The 25,872-nt window shown below is 33.9% G+C and carries 18 protein-coding genes; 13 read left to right on the top strand and 5 right to left on the bottom strand.

All coding sequences use genetic code 11. The annotated features are described in order from the left end of the window. Positions 1–239 precede the first annotated feature (239 nt). From RT99_RS12140 to RT99_RS12110, 7 genes are all read left to right on the top strand, one after another. On the top strand, positions 240–3,257 hold the full coding sequence (locus RT99_RS12140; protein WP_042565026.1) for a SusC/RagA family TonB-linked outer membrane protein: 3,018 nt from the start codon (positions 240–242) through the stop codon (positions 3,255–3,257). Positions 3,258–3,267: 10 nt separating this feature from the next. Continuing rightward, positions 3,268–4,857, top strand: a complete 1,590-nt coding sequence (locus RT99_RS12135) for a RagB/SusD family nutrient uptake outer membrane protein (protein WP_042565025.1) — start codon at positions 3,268–3,270, stop codon at positions 4,855–4,857. Between the two features lie 115 nt (positions 4,858–4,972). Continuing rightward, on the top strand, positions 4,973–6,910 hold the full coding sequence (nagB, locus tag RT99_RS12130; RefSeq protein WP_042565024.1) for a glucosamine-6-phosphate deaminase: 1,938 nt from the start codon (positions 4,973–4,975) through the stop codon (positions 6,908–6,910). Between the two features lie 162 nt (positions 6,911–7,072). Beyond that, positions 7,073–9,139, top strand: coding sequence for a beta-N-acetylhexosaminidase (locus tag RT99_RS12125; RefSeq protein ID WP_042565023.1), 2,067 nt, complete (start codon positions 7,073–7,075; stop codon positions 9,137–9,139). A 506-nt stretch (positions 9,140–9,645) separates the two neighbouring features. Then, positions 9,646–14,394 carry a T9SS-translocated chitinase ChiA gene (chiA, locus tag RT99_RS12120; protein ID WP_042565022.1) on the top strand — a complete coding sequence of 1,583 codons (4,749 nt, stop codon included), beginning with the start codon at positions 9,646–9,648 and terminating at the stop codon, positions 14,392–14,394. 589 nt (positions 14,395–14,983) lie between these two features. Next, on the top strand, positions 14,984–15,754 hold the full coding sequence (locus tag RT99_RS12115) for a TlpA disulfide reductase family protein (protein WP_042565021.1): 771 nt from the start codon (positions 14,984–14,986) through the stop codon (positions 15,752–15,754). Positions 15,755–15,998: 244 nt separating this feature from the next. Then, positions 15,999–17,618: an ABC-F family ATP-binding cassette domain-containing protein gene (locus RT99_RS12110; protein ID WP_042565020.1), complete on the top strand. Its 1,620-nt coding sequence runs from the start codon at positions 15,999–16,001 to the stop codon at positions 17,616–17,618. A gap of 59 nt (positions 17,619–17,677) precedes the next feature. On the opposite strand, the gene RT99_RS25340 is transcribed toward RT99_RS12110, so the two are convergent. The 5 genes from RT99_RS25340 to RT99_RS12090 form a co-directional block, all read right to left on the bottom strand. Next, the gene (locus RT99_RS25340; protein ID WP_165587198.1) at positions 17,678–17,848 is read right to left on the bottom strand and encodes a hypothetical protein; all 171 of its coding nucleotides are present in this window, start codon (positions 17,846–17,848) and stop codon (positions 17,678–17,680) included. Positions 17,849–17,982: 134 nt separating this feature from the next. After that, entirely contained in the window at positions 17,983–18,102 is a 120-nt protein-coding gene (locus tag RT99_RS25150; RefSeq protein ID WP_117614818.1) for a type II toxin-antitoxin system ParD family antitoxin, read from the bottom strand. A gap of 12 nt (positions 18,103–18,114) precedes the next feature. Further along, complete coding sequence (locus RT99_RS12100; protein WP_042565019.1) at positions 18,115–18,708, bottom strand: dihydrofolate reductase family protein; 594 nt, start codon at positions 18,706–18,708, stop codon at positions 18,115–18,117. Between the two features lie 132 nt (positions 18,709–18,840). Further along, a complete protein-coding gene (locus tag RT99_RS12095) occupies positions 18,841–19,986 on the bottom strand; it encodes an AAA family ATPase (RefSeq protein WP_371198028.1) in 1,146 nt (381 codons plus the stop codon). Between the two features lie 32 nt (positions 19,987–20,018). After that, positions 20,019–20,657, bottom strand: a complete 639-nt coding sequence (locus RT99_RS12090; RefSeq protein ID WP_042565017.1) for a hypothetical protein — start codon at positions 20,655–20,657, stop codon at positions 20,019–20,021. 352 nt (positions 20,658–21,009) lie between these two features. On the opposite strand from RT99_RS12090, the gene pyrR reads away from it, so the two are divergent. The 6 genes from pyrR (at position 21,010) to pdxH (ending at position 25,752) form a co-directional block, all read left to right on the top strand. Continuing rightward, positions 21,010–21,549: a bifunctional pyr operon transcriptional regulator/uracil phosphoribosyltransferase PyrR gene (gene pyrR / locus RT99_RS12085; protein ID WP_042565016.1), complete on the top strand. Its 540-nt coding sequence runs from the start codon at positions 21,010–21,012 to the stop codon at positions 21,547–21,549. 153 nt (positions 21,550–21,702) lie between these two features. After that, a complete protein-coding gene (locus RT99_RS12080; RefSeq protein WP_042565015.1) occupies positions 21,703–22,344 on the top strand; it encodes a hypothetical protein in 642 nt (213 codons plus the stop codon). Between the two features lie 49 nt (positions 22,345–22,393). After that, a complete protein-coding gene (locus RT99_RS12075; RefSeq protein WP_029273654.1) occupies positions 22,394–23,320 on the top strand; it encodes an aspartate carbamoyltransferase catalytic subunit in 927 nt (308 codons plus the stop codon). Positions 23,321–23,581: 261 nt separating this feature from the next. After that, positions 23,582–23,914 (top strand): hypothetical protein, encoded by a 333-nt coding sequence (locus RT99_RS12070; protein ID WP_042565014.1) that lies wholly within the window; start codon positions 23,582–23,584, stop codon positions 23,912–23,914. Between the two features lie 134 nt (positions 23,915–24,048). Continuing rightward, complete coding sequence (locus RT99_RS12065; RefSeq protein ID WP_042565013.1) at positions 24,049–24,954, top strand: ribonuclease Z; 906 nt, start codon at positions 24,049–24,051, stop codon at positions 24,952–24,954. A gap of 153 nt (positions 24,955–25,107) precedes the next feature. Further along, positions 25,108–25,752, top strand: coding sequence for a pyridoxamine 5'-phosphate oxidase (gene pdxH, locus RT99_RS12060; RefSeq protein WP_042565012.1), 645 nt, complete (start codon positions 25,108–25,110; stop codon positions 25,750–25,752). Positions 25,753–25,872 lie beyond the last annotated feature (120 nt).

The following is a 25,872-nucleotide window of genomic DNA, read 5'->3' as shown; positions in this document are numbered from 1 at the left end:
CGGTTTCAATGCTGAAAAAACGATAATACACAATTATTAAGCAAATGCTCTTTTTTATTAAATATAATTCTAATAATTGCTAAAAATGTTAGTGTTTATTGATTGGAAAACGTTTTCGTGAAACGCATTATTGAATGTTTTATGTCGTTGGTTTAAAAAATAAAGCTGTTTGTATAAATAATTTTTTTTAACAATCCCTTAAGAATAAATTTACACCATAACTAACAAAATAAATTAACATGAAAAAAATTTTCTTAATCTTTATGATTGCTTTTACGGCGCAAGTTTCGCTTGCTCAGGTAAAAAGTATCAAAGGTGTGATTACAGATTCTGATGGGATGCCGTTACCAGGGGCGTCTGTTGCAGTACAAGGAGGTCAAAAAGGTGCAAGTACCGATTTTGACGGTTTGTATTCAATTGAAGCACAAAAAGGACAAACATTAGTTTTTAGCTATGTTGGTCTTGAAACACAAAGTATAGTTGTAGGTGATGCCGCTACAATTAACGTTAAAATGGGACAAGCAGCATCAAACGCACTTAACGAAGTTGTAGTAACTTCATTAGGTATTAAGAAAACGAGAAAATCTTTAACATATGCTGCTCAGGAGCTAAAAGGTGAAGAGTTAACTCGTGTAAAAGATGCAAACGTTATTAATACTATCGCTGGTAAAATAGCCGGTGTTGCCGTAACTAAAAGTTCTGGTGGAACTGGAGGATCTACAAAAGTAGTTATTCGTGGAAATTCTTCAATCTCTAACAGTCAGCCTTTATATGTAATTGATGGTATCCCGATGTTAAATTCAGGTTCAGGTCAGCCAAATGATTCATTTGGTAGTTTATCAGGTGGTAACCGTGATGGTGGAGATGTTGTATCTTTAATAAATCCGGATGATTACGAAGGAATGACAGTTCTTAAAGGTGCTGCAGCTTCTGTATTATACGGATCTCAGGGAGCTAATGGTGTAATTTTACTTTCATCTAAAAAAGCCAAAACAGGAAAAGCTAATATTTCTGCTTCATCTGTTACTACTTTTGAAGAAGCGGCTTATATGCCTAAATTTCAAACAGATTATGTTGCAGCTCCAGGTGCTGATGAGTCTTGGGGACCAGCAGGAAAAACAAAAGATCACGTAAAAGATTTCTTCAATACAGGAACCACTCAAATTACTTCAATAGGATATTCAATAGGTTCTGAAAATTCTTCTACGGCATTTTCTTATGCAAATACTTCGGCTACAGGAATTGTACCTGGAAACAGCTTAAAGAAAAACAACTTTGGAGTTAGACAAACAGCTAAATTTTTTGAAGATAAATTGATATTTTCTGCTAATGCAAATTATACATCTCAAACAATTGCAAATAAACCAGTAAACGGATTTTACTTTAACCCTTTAACAGGAGTTTATTTAATGCCAAGAGGAAATGATTTTGATTATTACAGAGATAATTATGAAGTATTTAATCCTACGAGAAACTTAATGGCGCAAAACTGGATGACTAATAGAGATATTATGCAAAATCCATATTGGGCAATTAACAGAAACAGATCTGAAGATAAAAACGATTTCTTTAATGGAGCATTATCTTTAACGTATAAAGCGAACAATTGGTTAAGTATTGCATCTAGATATAGTTATAATAGAGTAACAAGTATTTTTGATAAAAAAATATACGCTACAACACAAGGAACGCTTTCTCATGTAAACGGAAGATATATCAATGAAAATTCTTTAAGTACACAACGTTATGCTGATTTAATCGCGACAATTAACACAAAAATTGGTTCAGATTTTACCTTCAATGCAAATATTGGTACAAGTATTACAAATACACTAACGAATCAAAAAACAATTTTAGATTCTGGAATTAGTGGAGGTTTGAATATTACAAACTGGTTTACACTTCATAATTTTAATAACAACACAGGTAACTATCAAACAGTAGATTCTCAAAGAGAAGTGCAATCAGTTTTTGCAGCTACTACTTTTGGATATAAAGACATGTTATTCTTAGATCTTGCAGGAAGAAATGACTGGTCGTCTACAGTAGATGATTCTTATTTTTATCCATCTGTGGGTGTAACAGCTCTTATTAGCGAAATGACAACATTGCCAGAATGGATTAACTATGCTAAAGTTCGTGGTACTTACGCACAAGTTGGTAATGATATTTATCCTTTCGTTACTGATCCTACATATTATTCTCAGCCGGGAATTTCAGGAATAAATCCTAAAGTAGGACCAAGACCAGGTGAAACATTAAAACCAGAGTTGAAATCTGAATTTGAATTTGGTACTGAGTGGAGAATGTTTAATAACAGATTAGGTTTTGAAATATCTTACTATAACTCAGAAACTAAAAACCAATACTTACAAGTAGTAGCTCCGGTAAACGATCAAGGTTATGATTTTTATGGAATTAATGCAGGAAGTATAGAAAATAAAGGTATTGAGGTTGTTTTAAGTGGAGGAATCATCAGAGGAGAGAAATTTTCTTGGGATACTGCTGTGAATTTTTCTCAAAACAAAAATAAGGTAAAAGAAATCCCTACTGAATTAGGAGGTAGAGTGAATTTAACAGAAGCAGGTGTAAATAGCTATAGATATGCTTTGGTTGAAGGAAAACCTTATGGAGTAATTGAAGGAATCAACTTTAAAAAAGACGATCAGGGTAGAATTTTATTAAATGATGACGGAACTTTTCAAAAAACTGATTTCGAAGAAGTTGGAAATTCTAATCCGGATTTCATGTTAGGTTGGTCAAACTCATTCAAATTTGGATCTTTCTTTGCTAATGTATTGATTGATGGTCGTTTTGGAGGTGATGTAATGAGTTTAACAGAAGCTCAAAATGATTCATTTGGAGTTTCAAAAGCAACTGGAGATGCAAGAAATGCAGGTGGAGTAGCAATAAATGGCGTTAGAGCAAGCGATGGCGTAGCAGTAACAAATGTAACCGCACAATCTTACTATACACAAGTTGGAGGTAGAGCAGGTATTACAGGAGAATATGTTTATGATGCTACAAATGTAAGCGTTAGAGAAGTTTCTATCGGTTATAATTTTAATCCAAAAGCTTTACCTTTTATTCAATCTGCTAGTATCTCTTTAATTGCTAGAAACTTATTCTTTATCTATAAAGATGCGCCATTTGATCCAAACATTGCATTAAGTACAGGTCAAGGGTTACAAGGAGTAGATATTTATGGTTTACCATCTACTAGAAGTATCGGTCTTAATTTAAACGTAACTTTCTAAAATTAAAAACATGAAACTAAATAATATAACAAAAGCAGCTGTCTGTATTTCATTGTTGACAACGTTTGGTTGCACAGACAATTTTGAAGAAATTAATACTAATAAGGAAGGTATTACACCAGAATTATTAGAGCAGGATTTTAATCATATCAAACAAGGTTTTGCGCCTATTTTTAATAACATTCAGGTAATCACTGCTAATTTTGAGTGGGTATACCAATTGCAACAAAACCTAAATAGTGATATTTGGTCAGGTTACATGGCTACCCCAACAGGTTTTGCAGGAGGTATTAATAATACAACTTATTCATTAGTTGATGGTTGGAATGGTTTTATCTGGGATTATGCCTATAAAAATGTAATGTATAATGCTGTAGATATCGAAAAGAAATCAAAAGGAAAATTCGATCAGTTTTATGCTTTATCATTGATTTTGAAAGTTGAAGGAATGCACAGGCTAACAGATACTTTTGGTCCAATTATATATTCTAAATACGGAAACTCAAGTCCAACAGAATATGACAGCCAACAAGAAGTTTACAATCAATTTTTTAATGAATTAGATATTGCAGTTGCAGATTTAACAAAAAGAGTTGATGATGGAGATAGTGGAGAAAGTACTTTTAAAACTACTGATTTATCAGGATACAAAGGAAAATACAAACAATGGGTAAAATTTGCTAACACTTTGCGTCTAAGATTAGCAATGCGTATAGTAAAAGTAAACCCTGCATTAGCAAAACTTGAGGCTGAAAAAGCGGTATCTCATAAATTTGGTGTGATGCAGTCAAACGGTGATTTATTTAAAATTGTATCGCCAGTTTATACAAATCCACTTGCAACAATTAGTGGTTCATGGTTAGATATTCGTATGTCTGCTGATATGGAATCAATTATGGGTGGATACGAAGATCCAAGAATGGAAAATTATTTTGATACATCATCTCAATTTCCTGGTCAATACAAAGGTGTTCGTACTGGAATTGATATTGCTGCAAAAGCAGATCACCAGGATTTTTCTGGTCTTGGAACTGTTGCAAAATCTAACGAAATTGTTTTAATGACAACTGCTGAAGCTTATTTCTTAAGAGCAGAAGGAGCATTAAGAGGATGGGATATGGGAGGTGATGCCAAATCATTATATGAGCAAGGTATTGCTGCGTCATTCGGACAAAGAGATGCGGCAGGTGTAGCAGCTTATATGGCTGATAATGTAAAATTGCCTAAAGATTATGTTGATCCTAAGTTTCCTGTAAATAATTCTCCTGCAGTTAATAATGTTACTGTTGCCTGGGATGAAGCTGCAACTAACGAAGTTAAACTGCAAAAAATTATTACTCAAAAATGGATTGCAGGTTTCCCGGAAGGACAAGAAGCATGGTCTGATTACAGAAGAACTGGTTACCCAAAACTTTTCCCGGTACTTAAAAATTACAGTGGAAATACCATTACAACTGAGTTTGGTGTTAGAAGAATCAACTTTGTTCAATCTGAGAAATCAAGTAATCAAGGTGGTGTAGATAGTGGAATTTCTAAATTAGGAGGTCCTGATACAGGAGGAACCAGACTATGGTGGGATACTACTGCTCCAAATTTCTAAAATAAAATATCAAAGAATTATAAGATTTTAAGTTTGGTTAGTAAATGGTATAAGCAGTGAAAATTGCTTATACCATTTCAAAAACCAAAATTGTACATACCAAAAAAAGAAAAAAATGAAAAGTGCTTTAGAAATAAAACCTGATATCAGCTATAAAAGTGCAGGGAAATTTGAAGAGACCAGATTTGAGAAAATCCACAATGAAATTTTCAAAAGTTCTGCCGAAGCTTCAATAATCGTTGCCCAGGAAATTGCACAATTAATCAGAACCAAACAAGAAAAAAATAAATCTTGTGTATTGGGTTTGGCAACAGGTTCTTCTCCTATAAAAGTTTACGAAGAATTAGTGAGAATGCACAGAGAAGAAGGACTAAGTTTTAGCAATGTAATCACTTTTAATCTGGATGAATATTATCCGATGACAAAAGAGAACAATCAGAGCTACCACTATTTCATGCATCAGCATCTTTTTAATCATATTGATATTAAACCTGAAAATGTTAATATTCCTGATGGTACCGTATCTATTGATGAATTAAATCAATATTGTATCGATTATGAAATGAATATTAAAAATGCAGGAGGACTTGATTTTCAATTATTAGGTATCGGGCGTACCGGTCACGTAGGTTTCAACGAACCGGGATCGCACATTAACTCCGGAACCAGAATTATTACACTGGATCACATTACGAGAGTAGATGCTTCATCAGATTTTAATGGTATAGACAACGTTCCTAAACGTGCTATTACTATGGGGGTTTCTACGATTATGAGATCAAAAAGAATCGTATTAATGGCTTGGGGACAAAACAAAGCCGATATCATCAAAAGAACTATTCAGGGTGATATAAGTTCAGAAGTTCCTGCGACATTTTTACAAAACCATCCCAATGCGACTTTCGTTTTAGATCAGTCGGCAGCGGTAGAATTAACGCGTTTTAAAACGCCATGGCTTGTGGGAGAATGTATCTGGACACAAGAATTAAAAAGCAAAGCGATTGTTTGGTTGTGCCAAAAAACAAAACAATCGATATTAAAATTAACAGACCGTGATTACAATAATAACGGAATGTCTGATCTTTTGGCGCAAGAAGGTTCTGCTTATGATTTGAATATCAATATGTTCAACGTATTGCAGCATACCATCACAGGATGGCCGGGTGGAAAACCAAATACAGACGATTCACATCGTCCGGAAAGAGCAAATCCTGCAAAAAAACGAGTGATTCTTTTTAGTCCGCATCCAGATGATGATGTGATTTCTATGGGAGGAACTTTTTCAAAATTGATAAAACAAGGTCACGATGTACACGTAGTATATCAAACCTCCGGAAATATAGCTGTTACAGATGACGAAGCATTAAAATTTGCTGAGGTTGCCAAAGATTTTATTGGCGAAGCCGGCAGCGGAATAAACTTCAAATCTGTTATTGACTTTTTGAATAGCAAATCAGAAAATCAAATTGATTCTTTGGAAGTTCGAAAATTAAAAGGACTAATCAGAAGAAGAGAATCTTATGCAGCAACAAGATATATTGGCTTAAAAGATGAAAATACACATTTCCTGGATCTTCCATTTTATGAAACAGGACAAGTAAAGAAAAATCCGTTAGGGCCTGAAGACATTGCAATTGTAAAAGATATTATTGCAAAAATAAAACCGCATCAGGTATTTGCAGCCGGAGATTTGGCAGATCCACACGGAACGCATGAAGTTTGTTTAAACGCAATCTTCGCCGCGATGAAACAATTGAAACCGGAGAAATACATGGATGATTGCTGGTTGTGGCTGTACCGAGGCGCATGGCACGAATGGGACATCCATGAAATTGATATGGCAGTTCCGCTTTCTCCATCAGAAGTATTATTAAAACGTCACGCGATTTTGTACCACCAGTCTCAAAAAGACAGAGTAATGTTTCAGGGAAACGACTCCAGAGAGTTTTGGGTTAGGGCAGAAGATCGTAATAAAAATACAGCCATCTTATACGATGATTTAGGTTTGGCTGAGTATGAAGCTATCGAGGCGTTTAAACGTTTTGACTATTAGCGTTGTTTTTAAAAAGGATTCGGGTGAGAGCGAATCAAACTACAAAATTCAGATTGACTTTCATAGCGACTTGTGAGGGTTTCTAGAAAGTCGTCTGAATTTGTTTTTCCGTTATCCAATTTATTAATGTTACTTCGGTGACATCTTTTCAAACAAATTAAAATGAAATATTTATTAGTCCTACTATTAGCAGGTTTAACTTCTACTGCTCAAATTAAGAAGGAGCAGCTAAATCTTATGCCATGGCCTCAAAGCGTTGTTTTAAACGACGGAAATTTTGCTTTAACCAAAAACTTTAAAGTAAATATTACCGGAAATCCAAATCCAAGAATTTTTGGAGGGGTAACACGTTTTTTACGTCGTTTAGATGGTAGAACCGGTATTTTTTTCGAACAGGGTTTTATTACGAAACTAAATGAATTTCCCTCAGCTCAACTTCAGATAAACTGTACCAAAAGCGGAAAAATTGGTTTATATGAAGATGAAAGTTATCATTTAGACATCAAACAAAACCAAATTACAATTAATGCAACCAGCGATTTAGGGGCTTTACACGGCCTTGAAACGTTATTGCAAATGTTGCAGAATAACAGCACATCATTTTATTTTCCGAACTCACAAATTTCAGATTTTCCAAGATTTACATGGAGAGGTTTAATGATAGATGCTGCAAGACATTTTCAGCCGGTTGATGTTATCAAAAGAAATATTGATGGACTGGCTGCCATGAAAATGAATGTTTTTCACTGGCACTTAGTAGACGATCAGGGTTGGAGAATAGAAATGAAAAAACATCCAAAATTAATCGATTTAGCTTCGGATGGAATGTATTATACACAAGAGGAAATTAAAAATATCGTAAAATACGCTGATGAGCGCGGTATTTTGATCGTTCCTGAAATAGATGTTCCAGGTCACGGATCTGCAATTCTTACGGCGTACCCGGAAATAGGAAGCAAAGTGATTACGCTGACAGGTGGAACTTCAGAAAAAAATATTCAGGGAACCGCAATTGCGACCTATGGAGTTGAAAGAAATGCAGGTATTTTTTCGCCAACATTAGATCCTTCAAATCCTAAAACGTATCAATTATTAAGTGAACTTTTTGATGAAGTTTGCCCTTTATTTCCCGGAGCTTATTTTCATATCGGGGGAGATGAAAATGAGGGGAAAGATTGGGATGCAAACCCAAAAATTCAGGCATTTAAAAAGAAAAATAATTTAACAACCAATCATGAATTGCAAACCTATTTTACGATGCAATTAGTGCCAATGCTTAAAAAACACGGAAAACAATTAATGGGTTGGGAAGAAATTTTGACAAAAAACATGTCAAAAGAAGCCATCATCCATTCCTGGAGAGGGCCAAATGAAGGTGTTGTAGCAGGTCAGTCATTAGTAGATGCAGTAAAAAAAGGATACAAAACAGTATTGTCAAATGGATATTATATTGATTTGATGTATCCAATTGAAAGTCATTATTTAAACGATCCAATGCCAAAAGGTGCTGATTTAACTGCAGAAGAAAAAGCAAAAATATTGGGTGGAGAAGCCACAATGTGGACAGAGCTTACAACGCCATCAACAATAGATTCAAGAGTTTGGCCAAGAACAGCAGCTATTGCAGAAAGACTTTGGTCTGCCGAAGATATTACAGATGTTGCCAATATGCGCAAACGTCTGGAAACAGTTTCTTTTAGATTAGAAGAATTGGGATTAACGCACATTCGCAACAAAGCGGTTATTTTAAGAAACATTGCCAATAACCAAAACATAAAATCCCTTAACGAATTTGCAAATGTTTGCGAACCGTTAAAAGGATATACCAGAAATAAAGGAGGAACAGAGTACCAAATGTATTCTCCGTTTACACTTTTTGCTGATGCCTGTACGCCGGATGCCAAAGATGCTTTGGCTTTTGATGAGGCAGTAACACAATATCTGGCCAATAAAACGCCTGAGAACAAAGCAAAAGTAGCGGGGTTTTTAAACAAATGGATTGCCGTAAATAAAGGTTTAGTTGAGTTGAGTTCCAATGCGCCGTTAATACAGCCAATTTTACCTTTATCAAAAAAATTAAATGATGCATCGCAGGAATTGTTACTTGTTTTAGATAACAAATCGATTTTAAAGAAAGAAGATTTAAAAAGTTTAATTGAGCAATGTAACACAAAAGATCATGCAGATGTTGAGCTTGCAGTTTATGCGAGTCTGAAAAAATTAATATAAAGTTTGAGTTGAATTAGTTTAGTAAGTTACAATGATTGTTTTAGATTTCTAATTATCTCTACTGGAATATTTCAGTAGAGGTAATTATAATAAGACTTTAATGGTACAAAACTTTTTTTCGGACTTCAAAAAAATTAACCAAAAAAATCATTAAAAAATAACCATAAAAAGAGTATTAACCTTAAAAAACCAAATAAAAAGAATAAAAAACATGACAGAACAAGTATTTAGATTGATGAGTTCTCCCAAATTTATCATTTGTATGTAATACTAATTTTTTAAAAGAATTATACATAAATATCAATCAATACTATTTGCTAATGATTATGGTAGAATCAGTAATAGTAATATTTATTTATAGAACGTAAGATGAATTAATTTCCATGAGATTGTAGTGTTTTTGACTGCAGTTTATTGAATCCCGATTGTTGTCGTTTGCATGCTTTGTTGGCGTGTAATCTACTATAATTGGAATATTATTTTCTATTAACCAATATTTATTAATTATGAAACATTATTACAGATTGCTCTTATTGTTACTGTTTCCCTTGCTCGCCATGGCACAACCAGCTCATGGTAAAAAAGTAGTAGGGTATTATGCGCAATGGTCTATTTATGCAAGGGATTTCAATGTGCCCAAGATAGATGGAAGTAAGATTACGCATTTGAATTATTCATTTTATGGAACAACTTATGATCCCGCTCATCCGGAAAACACAAAGTTGTTATGTTTAGACACTTATGCCGATTTTGAGCATATGGAAGGCGGAATTCCGTGGGATGCTCCTGTAAAAGGGAACTTTTATGACTTAATGAAACTTAAGGAAAAGTATCCGCATCTTAAAATTTTAATTTCTGTTGGAGGATGGACAAAAGGACAGGATCTTTCTCCAATTGCAGCAAGTCCTGTTGCAAGAGCTGCTTTGGCTGCAGATATGGCAAACTTCATTGTAAAATACCCATTTATTGATGGATTCGATATCGACTGGGAATATCCTCTTTCTGGAGGAACAGACGGTACTGAAGTAATTAACGGAGCGCCAATTCCTCCACAAAAGTACAGCCCGGACGACAACAAAAATCTGGTTTATTTATTGAAAGCAATGCGTCAGGCAATGCCAAATAAATTAGTCACTATTGCTGCCGGAAACAATGTTCGAAATGTTGCCAAACAATATTTAGGACCATCAAACAGAGCACAATACGGAATGACAGAAGATATTTCGACTTATTGTGATTACATTACTTATTTTGGATATGATTTTGGTGGAAACTGGTATGATAAAACGTGCTACAATGCTCCTTTATATGCAAGTGGAAACACAAACGATCCTCTTTACGGCGCAACACAATCAGAATCATTAGACGAATTAACGAATCAATATTTGAATGTTGTTGGTTTTCCTGCGAATAAATTAATCATGGGATTGCCTTTTTACGGAAAAAAATTCGATAATGTTGCCAATAACGGAACCAATCCAAATTTACCTGGATTATTCGTTGCTGCACCAAGATACATCGTTTCAGGATGTACAAACCCGCAAAATCCAACAGGAACATGGGATGGCCCTGCAGCCTGCGAAAAATCAGGAAGTATCGAAATTTGTGATCTTGTCGGAAATCCGGTTACAAATTCACATGCTTATTTAGATCCAAACACCATGTTAGTTACCCCAACTGCAGCTTCTGCAGGATGGGTACGCTATTTTGATAATACCACAAAAGTTCCTTATTTATACAATGCTACTTTAAAACAGTTTATTTCTTATGAAGATAAGCAATCAATGGATTTAAAAGTGCAGTATATTAAATCGAGAAATCTTGCCGGAGGTATGGTTTGGGAATTATCTCAGGACACAAGAGGTTCAATTCCAAACTCATTATTAACTCAGGTAGATACATCTTTCGGAAGCGTAGTTCCGGGAACAGTAAGTATTTCGGGTTCTGTAAAAAACGGATCAGCTTTAGTACCAAATGTTACAGTTGATTTGCGTAATGCAAGCAATGTAATATTGCAAACCGTAGTTTCTACAGGAGGAAATTTCACTTTCAGCAACTTAACTTCGGGACAAAATTATATACTTACAGCTGCAAAAGCGACGTATACTTTTACCCCCGTAACGTTAACGAATGTAACAACGAACCAAACGGCAGTTGTTATTAACGGATCTCAGCCTACATATACTGTAAGCGGAACAGTTCTTAACGGTGCAACAGGAGTTTCTGGCGTAACGGTTACAGCAACTTCTGGATCTACAGTTTTAACGGCAGTTTCTAATGCAAGCGGAGTTTACAGCGTTGCAGGTTTAACAGCCGGGCTTAACTTCACCGTTACAGCTGCAAAAACAGGATTCTCCTACACGCCAACTTCAACAGTTTATACAGCAATTGATGCTAACAAAACGTTGAATTTTGCTCAGGGTGCGCCAGTGGTTTATTACACAGTAAGCGGAACTGTTTTAAATAATACAACTCCGGTTTCAGGCGTAACAGTTACGGCAACTTCAACAACCGGAACTTTTACAGCAACTACAAATTCAAGCGGAATTTATTCGATTGCTAATTTGCCTGCTGGCGGAAATTATACTGTAACGGCAGCTTTAGCAGGACAAACATTTACTCCGGCTTCAACAGTTTATACAAATCTGACTTCAAGCAAAACATTAAACTTTTCTCAGGACGCTGTTGTAGTTCCTTCAAGTAAAATTAGCGGAACAGTTAAAAACGGATCAACTCCTGTTTCTGGTGCAAAAGTAGAATTAGTTTTACCTTGGACAGACAGCACACACAACTGGAAAAGCGTAATTGCGATAACAGATGCACAAGGAAAATACAGCTTTGACAATTCAGTTGTAGCAGGTTATACAACCGCTACAAGTTTAAAATTAAACTCTTGGGAAAACGGAGAAGTAGCTTACTTCCCTAATAATCTGGCCAACTTTGCAATTCCTGCAAACCCAACGGTTTATAACTTCAATACAAGTTCTACTGCAAAAGCAGCATTGGTAGCGGCAAACTTGATTAGCGGATCAGTTAAAAACGGAACAACTCCGGTTGCTGGTGCAAAAGTAGAATTAGTTTTACCTTGGACAGATAATACACATAACTGGAAAAGTGTTTTAGCAACAACAGATGCATCAGGAAATTATACTTTCGATAACGCAGTTGTAACAGGTTATACACAAGTTTTGAGTTTAAAATTAAACTCATGGGAAAATGGTGAAGTGACTTATTATCCAAATAACTTAGCCAACTTTGCAGTTCCAACAACTCCAACAGTTTATAATTTTAACAGACAAGCGGTAGTTGCGACTAAGCCAGTAGTTACCATTACAGCGCCAACAGCTTCGGCGATTGCTATAAATTTAGGATCAGCAATTAATTTTGTTGCAAGTGTAGGATTAAGTGCTGCTGATGCGACTACAATTTCATCTGTTGTATTTAGTTTAGATGGGCAAACCTTGAGTGCAACCAATTCTTCGGGAACTTACACATCGGTTTGGACACCGGCAGCAAATCAGTTTTCGCTTCCTCATACGTTAACCGTTACGGCTACTGCATCAAACGGAACAACAGAAGCTAAAACATATAGTTTTACATTAACTTGTTCAGGTGCAAACTGCCCGAATTCATTGCCTGTAATTACTTGGAATTCACCATCGAATACTACTGTAAACCAAAGTTCTTTTCAGGTTGTACCAATTTCAGTTACAGCTGTTGATAGTGACGGATCGGTTTCAGGTGTTACAATTACAATAAATGGAGGTACATTTAACATGACAGCAGGTACAAATAATACCTATACGTATAATTTTACACCATCTGCTTATCAGGATTATCCGGTTGTAATCAAAGCAACAGATAATAAAGCTGCTGTAACTACATTAAACAATACAATTAAAATTGCTCCGGTGAGCACTAATAGATTCATTCCGCTTCCATCTAAAATTATTTTAGGATATGCACATTCCTGGGAAAATGCAGGTGCTCCATTTTTATATTTTTCTCAAATGGTAGGAAGTAAGTTTAACGTAGTCGATTATTCTTTCGTAGAAACCGTTAATCGTGATGGTTATACGCCAGTATTAACTACAAATGACACTAGATACTTGACCAATGGCGTTTTCAATAAACAATTGTTGAAAAACGATATAAAATCCTTAAGAGATAGTGGCGTTCCTGTTATTGTTTCTATCGGAGGTCAAAACGGTCATGTTGTTTTGGACAATGCAACTCAAAAAAATATTTTTGTTAATGGTCTGAAAGCCATTATAGATGAGTATCAATTTGATGGAGTTGACATTGATTTTGAAGGCGGATCGATGAATTTTAATGCAGGAGGCTTAAGAGATATTTCTTATGCGGGTATTTCTGCTTATCCAAGATTAAAAAACGTAGTAGATGCTTTCAAAGAATTAAAAGCTTACTATGGTCCTGGATTTTTATTAACTGCAGCTCCGGAAACACAATACGTACAAGGAGGATATTCTACCTATACGGATACTTTTGGTTCCTTCCTGCCAATCATTCAAAACTTACGTAATGAATTGGATTTGTTAGCGGTACAATTGTATAATACAGGAGGAGAAAACGGATTAGATGGTCAATATTATGGTTCAGCTAAGAAATCAAACATGGTAACAGCCCTAACCGATATGATTATAAAAGGATATAACATTGCTACAACAGGAATGCATTTTGATGGTTTACCGCCCTCAAAAGTTCTTATTGCATTACCAGCTTGTCCAAGTGCAGCAGGTAGCGGTTATTTAACGCCGACAGAAGGAATTAATGCTATGCATTATTTAAGAACCGGAACCACTTTTTCAGGAAGAACATACACTATGCAGCCAGGCGGACCATATCCTTCTTTAAGAGGTTTAATGACTTGGTCTGTAAACTGGGATGCCTCTTCTTGTGGTAATTCATCTGAATTGTCTAAAGCGTATGCAGCTTATTTCGCATCACAGTCAGCAGCAAAAACATTGGCAGTTGATAAAATTGAGGCAAAAAGCAATACAATTGTTTACTTTAAAAACAATGCCTTATCAGTTACAAACGAAACTGAAGATATTGCTCGTGTAGACGTATTTAATACAATTGGACAAAATTTGGTAAACCACCAAAACATCCAAAATAATAAAGAGATTCTGCTACAAAACCAAAGTTTCTCAACAAAACAAATGTTTATAGTTGTAGTAACAGACAAAGCAGGAAACAAAAAATCATTCAAAGTAATAAACTTTTTAAACTAGTTACAATGAATAGAAAATTTAGAAATAGAAAAATTGGGACGGTTAAAATTGAGTTTGGTTATTTATTTTTTAATCTGGTTTTTATTTCGAATAAATGCATTGAATTCAGTTGATTTGTTATTTGGTTTTTACCTGAAGGAGAGCATTATGAACCCGGCAATTTTATTGCCGGGTTTTTTTTATGGTTTAAATTGATAAACAGAATAATGATTTTTTTCAGGAGCTATTTCCTGCTATCCGTTTCAATCTTTTGTGGCTCCCGAAGCCTCGGGACCGGCACAAAAGGATTTCCACTTCTATCAGGGCTAGGGCTTTAGGTTTCATAAGAGGTTTGGTTTGTCATCCTGAGCAAAGTCGAAGGGACACAAGAAACTCCGTATAGAAATTCGCCAATCTTTGTTGAGCTACTTACGTTTCCTTCTCCCGAGGCCTCGGGACGCTCAGGATGACAAAAAGTGCGAATAAAAAAGTGCGAGTAAAAAATCCGCGGTAATCCGTGTCTTTGCAAAGCAAATCCGCGTCATCCGCGTTCTAAAAAGACAAGGCTTTAAAAAAAAATGGCTATTTTTGAATTTCAATAAAACCAAAAATGCAAAAAGCAATCACCATACTATTATTTCTAATATTCACGTCAAGTTTCGCCCAAACAAAATTTGGCAACCCTGAAGTAGATCCCATTCAAATTCAAAAAATATATACAGATTGGTCAGCCTATCAAAGTAAAAAAATCATGCTTTCCAGAGATTTTGTGGCGCTTGATATTCTTTCAAAAGAAATCTCAAAAGAAACCTTTTTAGATCAGTTAGCAAACGGAAATTTCATCCCAATTCGATTAAAATCAGACGATTCAATTTATTATTATAAACTGTTTAAAATTAAGCCAAAATCAGATACGAGTATAAAAGCTACCATCAATCAAATTGGTTTTGATGCCTACAAAAACTATAAAATGGAAGGCACCGCTTTTCCGCATTTCTCATTCACAGATTTAAACGGAAACCTAGTTTCAAACGAATCAATGAAAGGGAAAATCATCGTGATAAAGTGCTGGTATATTCATTGTACGCCTTGTATAAGAGAATTTCCACAGGTAAATAGATTAACAGATGAATACAAAGATCGAAAAGACATTCTTTTTATAAGTCTGGCCGAAGATTCACCCGAACAATTAAAAGCATTTCTAGCAAGAAAACCATTATCCTATTCCGTAATTCCGGATATGAAAGTGTATATGAATGAAAGCCTGCAATTGAATTCATTTCCAACACATTTCATTTTGAATAAAGAAGGTTTGATTTCTAAAGTCCTGCCCAATTTCGAAAGTTTAGAAGTAGCTTTGGCTAAGGAAAGTAAACTTTGATTTTTTTTACCATATAAGTGATATAAGATATTATAAGTCTGGTTTAAATATTTACGAACTTATATGATTTCGAATTTTTAGCCACACAGTATTTCAGAATTATTAAGTATAGTTTTAAATGAACTTACATCACTTATATGGTGGAAAAATATTCGGTTACAATAAAAAAACTTAGCGCCTTTGTACCTTTGCATTTTTGAACCTTTTTCCGTACTTTTGCACCAAATTAATTAAAAAGACATTCATGTTAACAGTCAATAATTTATCAGTTCAATTTGGCAAACGAATTTTGTTTGACGAAGTAAATACCACTTTCACTCACGGAAATATTTACGGCGTTATTGGAGCCAATGGTGCTGGAAAATCTACTTTTCTAAAAATCATTTCGGGCGATATCGATCCAACCTCTGGCCACATTCATTTAGAACCGGGAAAACGTATGTCGGTTTTAAACCAAAATCACAACATGTTCGACGAGCATACGGTTTTGGAAACTGTTTTGATGGGAAATAAAGTTTTGTATGCTGTTAAAAAAGAAATGGATGAACTTTATTTAGACTACAACGATAAAAACGCAGACCGAATTGGAGAATTACAAGTTCAGTTTGAAGAAATGAATGGATGGAATGCCGATTCTGATGCTGCTGCAATGTTATCTAACTTAGGAATCAACGAAGAACATCATTATACTTTAATGGGCGATCTGGAGGGAAAAATTAAAGTTCGTGTACTTTTGGCGCAGGCACTTTTCGGAAACCCGGATTTGCTTATTATGGATGAGCCTACCAACGATTTGGATTTCGAGACAATCGCCTGGTTAGAGAATTTCTTAGCAAATTATGAAAATACTGTAATCGTAGTATCTCACGACCGTCACTTTTTAGATGCTGTTTGTACACATATTTCTGATATCGATTTTGGAAAAATCAATCACTATTCAGGAAACTATACGTTCTGGTACGAGTCTAGCCAATTAGCGGCAAAACAACGTGCTCAGCAAAACAAAAAAGCAGAAGAAAAGAAACAAGAGTTGGAAGAATTTATTCGTCGTTTTAGTGCGAACGTTGCAAAATCTAAACAAGCAACATCTCGTAAAAAAATGATTTCTAAATTGAACATTTCTGAAATCAAACCTTCCAGCCGTCGTTATCCAGCGATTATCTTTGATCAGGATCGTGAGGCAGGAGACCAGATTTTGAATGTTGAAGGTTTATCAGCTTCTATAGATGGAGATCTTTTGTTTAAAGATGTAGATTTGAATATGGCAAAAGGCGACAAAATCGTTCTTTTCTCTAAAGATTCACGTGCTACAACAGCTTTCTATGAAATTTTAAATAATCAGCAAAAAGCAGACTCCGGAACTTTTGATTGGGGAATTACAACAAATCAGGCTTATTTACCTGCAGAAAACCATTCCTTCTTTGAAAACGATTTAACTTTGGTAGATTGGTTACGTCAATACGCAAAAACAGAAGAAGAACGCGATGAGGTTTTCATTAGAGGTTTCTTAGGGAAAATGATTTTCTCCGGAGAAGAAGCTTTAAAAACAAGCCGTGTATTATCAGGAGGAGAAAAAGTACGTTGTATGTTATCAAGAATGATGATGGAACGCGCCAATATCTTAATGCTGGATGAGCCAACAAATCACTTAGATTTGGAGTCTATCACCGCTTTCAACAACTCATTAAAAAACTTTAAAGGTTCTGTAATTTTCACAACACATGACCACGAATTTGCACAAACGGTTGGTAATAGAGTAGTAGAGCTTACACCAAACGGAGCAATCGACCGTTACATGACATTTGATGAATATCTTGATGATGAAAAAGTTCAGGAATTAAGAAAGAAAATGTACAATCTATAAGATTTTTTATAATACTAAAAATCCCGATCGCTAAAGTGATCGGGATTTTTTTATGTTTTTTATTTTCTGAAAAACCTGCTAAAGATCCAGATTATTATCGCAATAACAAAAACGACGATAAAAATTCCGACACCCATTCCGGCTTTAAAAATGTCTCCAACTAGTTCGCAGCTTGTAAATGAAAACAGTATTACGAATACCATTAACAAACGTGTAATGTTTTTTTGCATGATGTTGCTTTTTTAATTTGTTTTAAAAAGAATTTTGTATTCTAATTATCGTAAAATAAAATTACCTCAAAGAGCAAAAAAATGTGTTATATAATTTGATTGGAAAGTTCTATGATTTTGGGATTGTTTATTTTCTACATGTATTTTTTATGAAGGTTTTTAATGAAAGAATCTCGATCAAATTTCTTAACAAATCCGGATTTTTCACCTTTCTTTAATTCCTTATTTAAATCTTCTTTTTTTCTTTTTTCCATATCAGAATTATTTTATTCACCAATTGTCCCTGTCTTTACTTCTCCGGCTCGTTTATAACTAACCGCAATAACGCCACTTGGTGTAGTAGTGCTTTCTGTTAATATAAATCCTGCAGGCGTTGAGCTATCACTGAATAGTTTTTTTCCTTTGCCCAAAATTATGGGATAAATTAAGAGTGCAAGTTCGTCAACTAAATCATGTTGAAGCAAAAGCTGAACAAGTGTTGCGCTTCCCCAGACTTTAATATCGCCGCCTTCAGAATTTTTGAGTTTTTTGATATCTTCTATGGTCGAAAGAAATTCGGTATTTTGCCAATCAGAGTTTTTTCTGGTGGAAGACAAAACATATTTAGTAACGTCATTAATTCCCGGCCAGCCTTCAGCATGTTTGGGCCAATAATCTTCAAAAATATCAAATGTTTTTCTGCCTAACAGAATATCCGCAGGTTTCATTTGTTCCTGCATGACGTTACCATATTCTTCATCTCCAAAAGGTGCCACCCAGCCTCCGTATTCAAAACCGTTTGATTTATCTTCATCAGGACCACCAGGTGCCTGCATTACGCCATCGATTGTAATCATGGTTATGACGATTATTTTTCTCATGATGTTTGGTGTTTTTTGTTTTATCAAATATAATGAAAATAGAAAAACTCATTTGTCAAATGAATGATATACTTTGCGGACACGGAAATGATTTTTGTGTTATCGTTGATTAAAATATGGTCTTTAACGTTATTAGCTGCTTATTATTTTTTCAAACAATTCAACGGTATCAAGATGAACGAAAGGGAAACATTTTGCGGATATTATACTTAAATTTTTTTGCAATTCACCTTCATCTCGAAATTTTTCAAGTGCAGGAAAGACTACTTTAAGTTTTATTTCTAAATCATGTCCTTGAAATTCTAAATACCAAATTGGTAATTCATATTCAATCCCATTTAAGAATTTAACTGTTCTTTTATTATTTTTAGCATCCTCATGCATTGGAAATTTAGTGTAATATTTGTCAAAAAACCACTTAATTGCCAATTTTCCTAATTCTTGTTGAGTTCCAATTTGATATTGATTATAAGTTTCATCTATGCCAATCGAGGAGTGAATATTGTGAGCTTTTAATTCCATTAATTGTATAATCAGGTATATAGGGTCATAAACGTAATTTTCAATACTGTATCTAGAATTTTCACCATGTATTTTTATAAATTCATTGTCAGAATCCTTATTTTCGGTATCCCAGTCAATTACACCGAAGAAAGATTTGTTTTCTGAGTTTCTTATAGCGGTTATGGTTTCTTTTACTTGAGTACTACTTCCTTTCCCATAACCATTTGAAATAAAGTAAAGTTTAAATGGATAATCTTTATGTTGCGATAATTTATCAAATATTGTCTGATAATAGAATCTATCTGTAGGGCTTTCAGTAAAAACTTGTTTATGATTTTTGTAATCAATATTTAATGTTGGAATAAAACTAGTTAATAATTTTAATGCATCGTCTTTAGAAATCTTTTTTAGAAAAGTGTTTTGTCCATTGGAAATTTGATAGATATTATCCTCATTTAATAAAGCAATAGTTGAGGGACTGTGTGTCGTTAAAATTATTTTTATGCCAAATTTTGTAACAAAGGTGTTTTGTAGGACATTTATAAGAAGGTATGACATTTCTGGATGTAGATGTGCATCTGGCTCGTCTAGAATAATTAAATCAGGAAAATTTAAATTTCTTAGATAGTATTCAGATGTGAAAAGTTTTAAAATTAAGCCAAAAATTACTTTTTCACCTGAAGATAAGTCAATAAAAGGAATATTTTCATCAGTTGATTTTTTTATAATTATGATATCTATTGTGATGTCTGTACTAAATTCTTTTTTATTAATATCTTTAAAATAAAAATCAAGGTTATTTGCTTTTAAAATATCATTGACAATCTTCCATGGAGGGGGAAAGCTATTAATAATTCCTCATCTGAAATGGAATCATTTTCCTCTTTATCTTCATTTTTATAAAACCAACTTTTTCTATTTAAATCTCTTCTCTTTGCATAATTGTAGAAAATATATTCAATTTGTGAACTGAATAAATTATTGACATCAATTAGGCTGTCATCAATAGGTGAATTATAAAAGTCTAGTTCAACAATTTCTTCAATTGGTTTTCGTAATTTATCACTCAAATGATTGAGTATTTTAAAAAGTGAAAGTACATTGGGATCATATATTTTTTGAAGGAAATTTCTTTCTCTAAAGTTTTCTAAGTTAGGAAGAGAATTAACATTAATATTTCTTTCTTCAGAAATATTAATCCTTAAAAGGTTTATATATTCTTCATCATTTGATATTAAAGTTCCCGGATTATTAGAAAAAATATTTTTATGCAGGTCATTGTCAATTATATATTTAAGAATTTTTAAGTTGTTTTTGCTTAATCTTTTAAATTGTAAAAGTGATTGTTGAAATGTTGATTTCCAATTTTCGTATGATAAGCTTTGAAGATTATTTTTAATAATTCCTTCAAATTGAACAATCGTTGGTTCTGGAATAATAAACATTCGTATATTCTTTTCTTCTTCTTTTTTTTTGAAATTTATTTGAAATCAAATTTAACAATTGTGATTTCCACTTCCATTTTTACCAATAATTACAGTAAGATCGTTTAACTCATCACTTATAAAAGGATCTAAAGATTTGTATTTATCTTGTAGTGTTATTCTCATATATAGTATCTTAAAATATTTTTAATTGGGTTAGAAATTTTATCTGTCTTACGCTAAAATATAACTTTTGTATAGATTTTCTTAAAGTGAAACTATGAATATTCAAAAAAAAATATTTCCCCACCCAACACCCCAACAAATAAATTCTGATTTCGTATATTTGCCCAACCAAACATTACACTTAATTATGAGCCAAAAAGTATTACTTAATTCAAAAGAAGTTACTATCATACTCCATCGTTTGGCTTGTCAGTTAATCGAAAAACATCTTGATTTCTCCGATACTATTTTGGTAGGAATACAGCCAAGAGGGGTTTTTTTAGCTGAACGTTTAAAACAAATTTTAGAGAACGAATACCAAACTCCTGAAGTTCCTTTGGGATATTTAGATATCACTTTTTTTAGAGATGATTTTCGTCGTACTGATAAACCGCTAGAAGCCAATAAGACACAAATCAATTTTATAGTCGAAAACAAAAAAGTCATTTTTATAGATGACGTTTTGTTTACCGGACGCAGCATTCGTTCTGCTTTAACCGCAATTCAGTCTTTTGGGCGACCATCAGAAATTGAATTGTTAGTGTTAATAGACAGACGTTTTAGTCGCAACTTACCTATTCAGCCCGATTATCGCGGCCGTCAGGTAGATGCCATAAATAATGAAAAAGTAAAAGTAAGTTGGAAAGAAAATGAAGGCGAAGATGCAGTTTACCTAATAACCAATTAGTTTAACCGTTAAATCGGTTAATTGTTAAATCGCAAAATGAGATGATTATAAAAAAGTTTAATCGGGTAAATCGTTTAACCGTTTAATCGAAAAAAAAAGAATAAACAATTAACAAATAAACGATTTAACAAATAAACGAATAAACAATAAAGAATGACAGAGAACGAAAAGTTTATTTATGAATCAATTTTTAATCAGGTTAGAATGGGATTTCTTTCTCTTGATGAAATTCAGGAAAATATCATAGAAGAAATCGAGGACAACGAATTTGCAGACGAAATCTCAGAAGAATGGGCTTTTGATAAAATAAGAGAGGAATACCAAAAGTTACTTGCAGAAAGTAAACAATGGAAAAGCCCAACAGATACTGAAAGGCTTATAAATGCGTTTGATGAATTGTGTGATGAAAATATCATTGCGCTACATAATGCAGGTTACACCACAACCGACGGCGAATATGAAATAGTTGAGGTGGAAAGAGATTTACAGGAAAATGAAGTAGAGTCTGATGGTTATTGTTTTTACCATGAACAAGATTTAGCAAGAGCGATTGATACTGAAAATCCAGGTTTGTATATCGCTTTTCAGAAAGTTGATAATGCTGATGATGTAGTTACAATAGAAGTTGGAAAACGTGTTGCCGAAGTTTTAATCAATAACGATTTTAAAATAAAATGGGATGGCTCTGCAAGAACTAAAATCGAAATTCCGGGTTTCAGATGGCAGAAGATTTTTGATGAAGATGCGAGAGATCTACAGGATTATAGTGAAGTTGTAGACAGAATGATTCAATAAACAGCTTCTCGTTAAAGAAGCATTGACAAATAATATTAAAGAAACAAAAATGAAAGAATTAAGCGTAAATCATTTATTAGGAATTAAATACATCAACGAGAATGATATTAACCTAATTTTTGAAACGGCAGATCATTTTAAAGAAGTCATTAACAGACCCATTAAAAAAGTTCCTTCATTACGAGATATTACGATTGCCAATATATTTTTTGAAAACAGTACCAGAACCAAACTTTCGTTTGAGTTAGCGCAGAAACGATTATCTGCAGATGTTATTAGTTTTTCTGCCGCACAGTCTTCGGTTAAAAAAGGAGAAACTTTAATTGATACTGTAAACAATATCCTTTCCATGAAAGTTGACATGGTTGTAATGCGCCACTCCAATCCCGGAGCGGCTTATTTTTTATCTAAAAATGTCAAAGCCAGTATCGTAAATGCCGGAGACGGAGCACATGAACATCCAACTCAGGCTTTGTTAGACAGTTATTCTATCAGAGAAAAATTGGGTGATGTTGCCGGAAAAAAAGTTGTTATTGTAGGTGATATTCTGCACTCACGTGTAGCGCTTTCGAACATATATGCTTTGCAGATGCAAGGCGCAGAAGTTAAAGTTTGCGGACCAAAAACACTGATCCCGAGATATATTGAATCACTTGGTGTTACGGTTGAACCAAACTTGAGAAAAGCATTAGAATGGTGTGACGTTGCGAACATGCTTCGTGTACAAAACGAACGTATGGATGTGAATTTCTTTCCTTCAACAAGAGAATACGCTCAGCAATACGGAGTAGACAAACCACTTTTGGATTCTCTTGGAAAAGAAATCGTAATCATGCACCCGGGACCAATCAACAGGGGAGTAGAGATTACTTCTGAAGTGGCTGATTCTGATCATTCTGTAATTTTAAATCAGGTAGAAAATGGAGTAGCCATCAGAATGGCAGTAATTTATCTTTTGGCGTCGAAAATTCAGTAAAGATTTATTTGTTTCAGGTTTCAGGTTTCAGTTTTAACTTTGTCTCGTATCGAATTACAGATGTCATCCAGAGCGTCCCGAAGCTTCGGGAGAAGGCTTGTAAGTTAAAAAGGGCTTCTCCCGAAGCTTCGGGACGCTCAACCTGACACTTGACACTTGAAACCTGACACCTGAAACAAAACAGAACAAAAAACAGAAACTAAAAAAACTTCGTACCTTAGCTTAAGAAATCAATTTTTATACTAGCCTCAAAATTATAAAATGAAAGTAGATCAAAAAGGACATACCGTTACGATAAAAGATACTCAGGGAGATTTTAAATCTTTTCTGGAAAAAGTAACGCAGCAATTTAAAACCTTTGAAAAACAAAATGTTATAATTGATTTATCAGCTAATGATAAATTGACCGAAAGTGATGTGAAACTTTTTTTACCACTTTCGAAACAACAAAAAAAAGCAAAAAAATCCTTTATTATTGTAGTTTCTGATCTTGATTTTAATGCTATTTCTGATAAATTGGCCGTGGTTCCTTCACTTTTAGAAGCACACGATATTATCGAAATGGAAGAAATAGAGAGAGACTTAGGGTTTTAAGATTGGTTAATTGTTTATTTGTTTAACTGTTTAATCGATTTTTAGCTAGGCTGAAATTTATTCGATTAATCGATTTTCTACTTTAACAATTATCCGATTAAACAAATAAAACAATTAAACGAATAAACAAAAAATTGAAGCTTACAATACTTGGCTGTTATGCCGCAACTCCCAGAACAATTACCAATCCGACTTCGCAGGTTTTAGAAATTAAGAACAGATTGTTTTTAATTGATTGTGGCGAAGGAACTCAGGTACAATTGCGTAAAAACAAGATTAAATTCTCAAAAATTAATCACATTTTTATTTCGCATTTGCATGGGGATCACTTTTTTGGATTAATAGGAACTATTTCGACTTTTGCTCTTTTAGGCAGAACTGCAGATCTTCATATTTACGGACCAAAAGGCGTTAAGGAAATTATTACTTTGCAACTGCGATTATCAAATTCCTGGACGACTTATGATTTGTTTTTTCATGAACTGGAATCAGATAAAAGTGAAGTAATTTTTGAAGATAACAGAGTAATTGTAAAAACGATTCCGCTTAAACATCGCGTTTATACTAACGGGTTTTTATTTCAGGAAAAACCTGCTGAAAGAAAACTGAATGTCGATGCCGTTCAGCAATACGAAATCCACACGGCTTATTATCAAAAAATAAAAAATGGAGGAAATGTTACGCTTGATGATGGAACTGTAATTGAAAACGAAAAGTTGTCGTTTGATCCAATTGCGCCAATGAGTTACGCATTTTGTTCTGATACAGTTTACAACGAAGCTATAATTCCAATTATACAGAATGTAGATGTTTTGTACCACGAATCTACTTTTTTAGAATCAGAAGCTCCTTTAGCATTAAAAACATTACATTCAACCGCAAAAGAAGCCGCAACAATCGCGCTTAAAGCAAATGCTAAACAACTTATTTTAGGACATTATTCTACAAGATATGATGGAATTGAACGTTTTAAAGATGAGGCAGAAACTATTTTCCCAAATGTACTTTTGGGTGATGACGGGAGAAGTTTTGAATTTTAAGGTGCTGAGGTTCTAAGATTCTAAGTGACTAAGTTTTTGAGTTGCTATCCAGAGGCTTCGGGACAAAAATCTAAAATAAAAATATAACCTTTAGTATTTTAGATAATCTAAAGAAATCTAAAATCTAAAGTCAACAATCTAAAATAATAAATCATGAACGATTTAAGCAATTATAGAAAGTCTTACGAAAAAAGCGAATTATTAGAAACTAATATTCCCGAAGATCCAATTAATCTTTTCAACAGATGGTTTCATGAAGTAGAAGATTTTGGTTCAAACGGAGAAGTAAACGCCATGACAGTTTCTACAATTGGTTTGGATGGATTTCCTAAATCGAGAGTGGTTCTGTTAAAGAAATTCTCAGAAGAAGGTTTTATTTTTTACACCAATTATAATTCAGAAAAAGGAAAAGCAATTGCAGCAAACCCGCATGTTTGTTTGTCTTTTTTTTGGCAGGAAATGGAACGTCAGGTAATTATTAAAGGAATTGCTCAAAGAACGTCTGAAAACATATCCGATGGTTATTTTGATTCTCGTCCTGACGGAAGTAAATTGGGCGCAATAGTTTCCAACCAGAGCGAAGTAATCCCGTCCAGAACTTTTTTAGAAGAAAATCTAAAGAAATTAGAAACAGAATTTGCAGGAAAACCAATTCCGCGTCCGGATAATTGGGGAGGCTTTTTAGTAACTCCTTTAGAAGTTGAATTTTGGCAGGGAAGACCGAACAGGTTGCATGACAGAATTCGTTATCAAAGTCAGTCTGATTTTTCATGGAAAATCGAGCGCTTATCTTCTTAATTGTAAGAAAAATATATCAATCTTAGTTAAAAACATGTATTTAATCGATTATTTTTGTAGTTTACCGATAAATTAAATAGGTTTGAATCAGAATTAGGAATTTATCACATAATAAATATA

The organism is Flavobacterium sp. MEB061, from assembly GCF_000834715.1.
In the GTDB taxonomy this organism is placed as follows: Bacteria; Bacteroidota; Bacteroidia; order Flavobacteriales; family Flavobacteriaceae; genus Flavobacterium; species Flavobacterium pectinovorum.
This window is presented reverse-complemented; position numbering and strand designations above follow the sequence as displayed.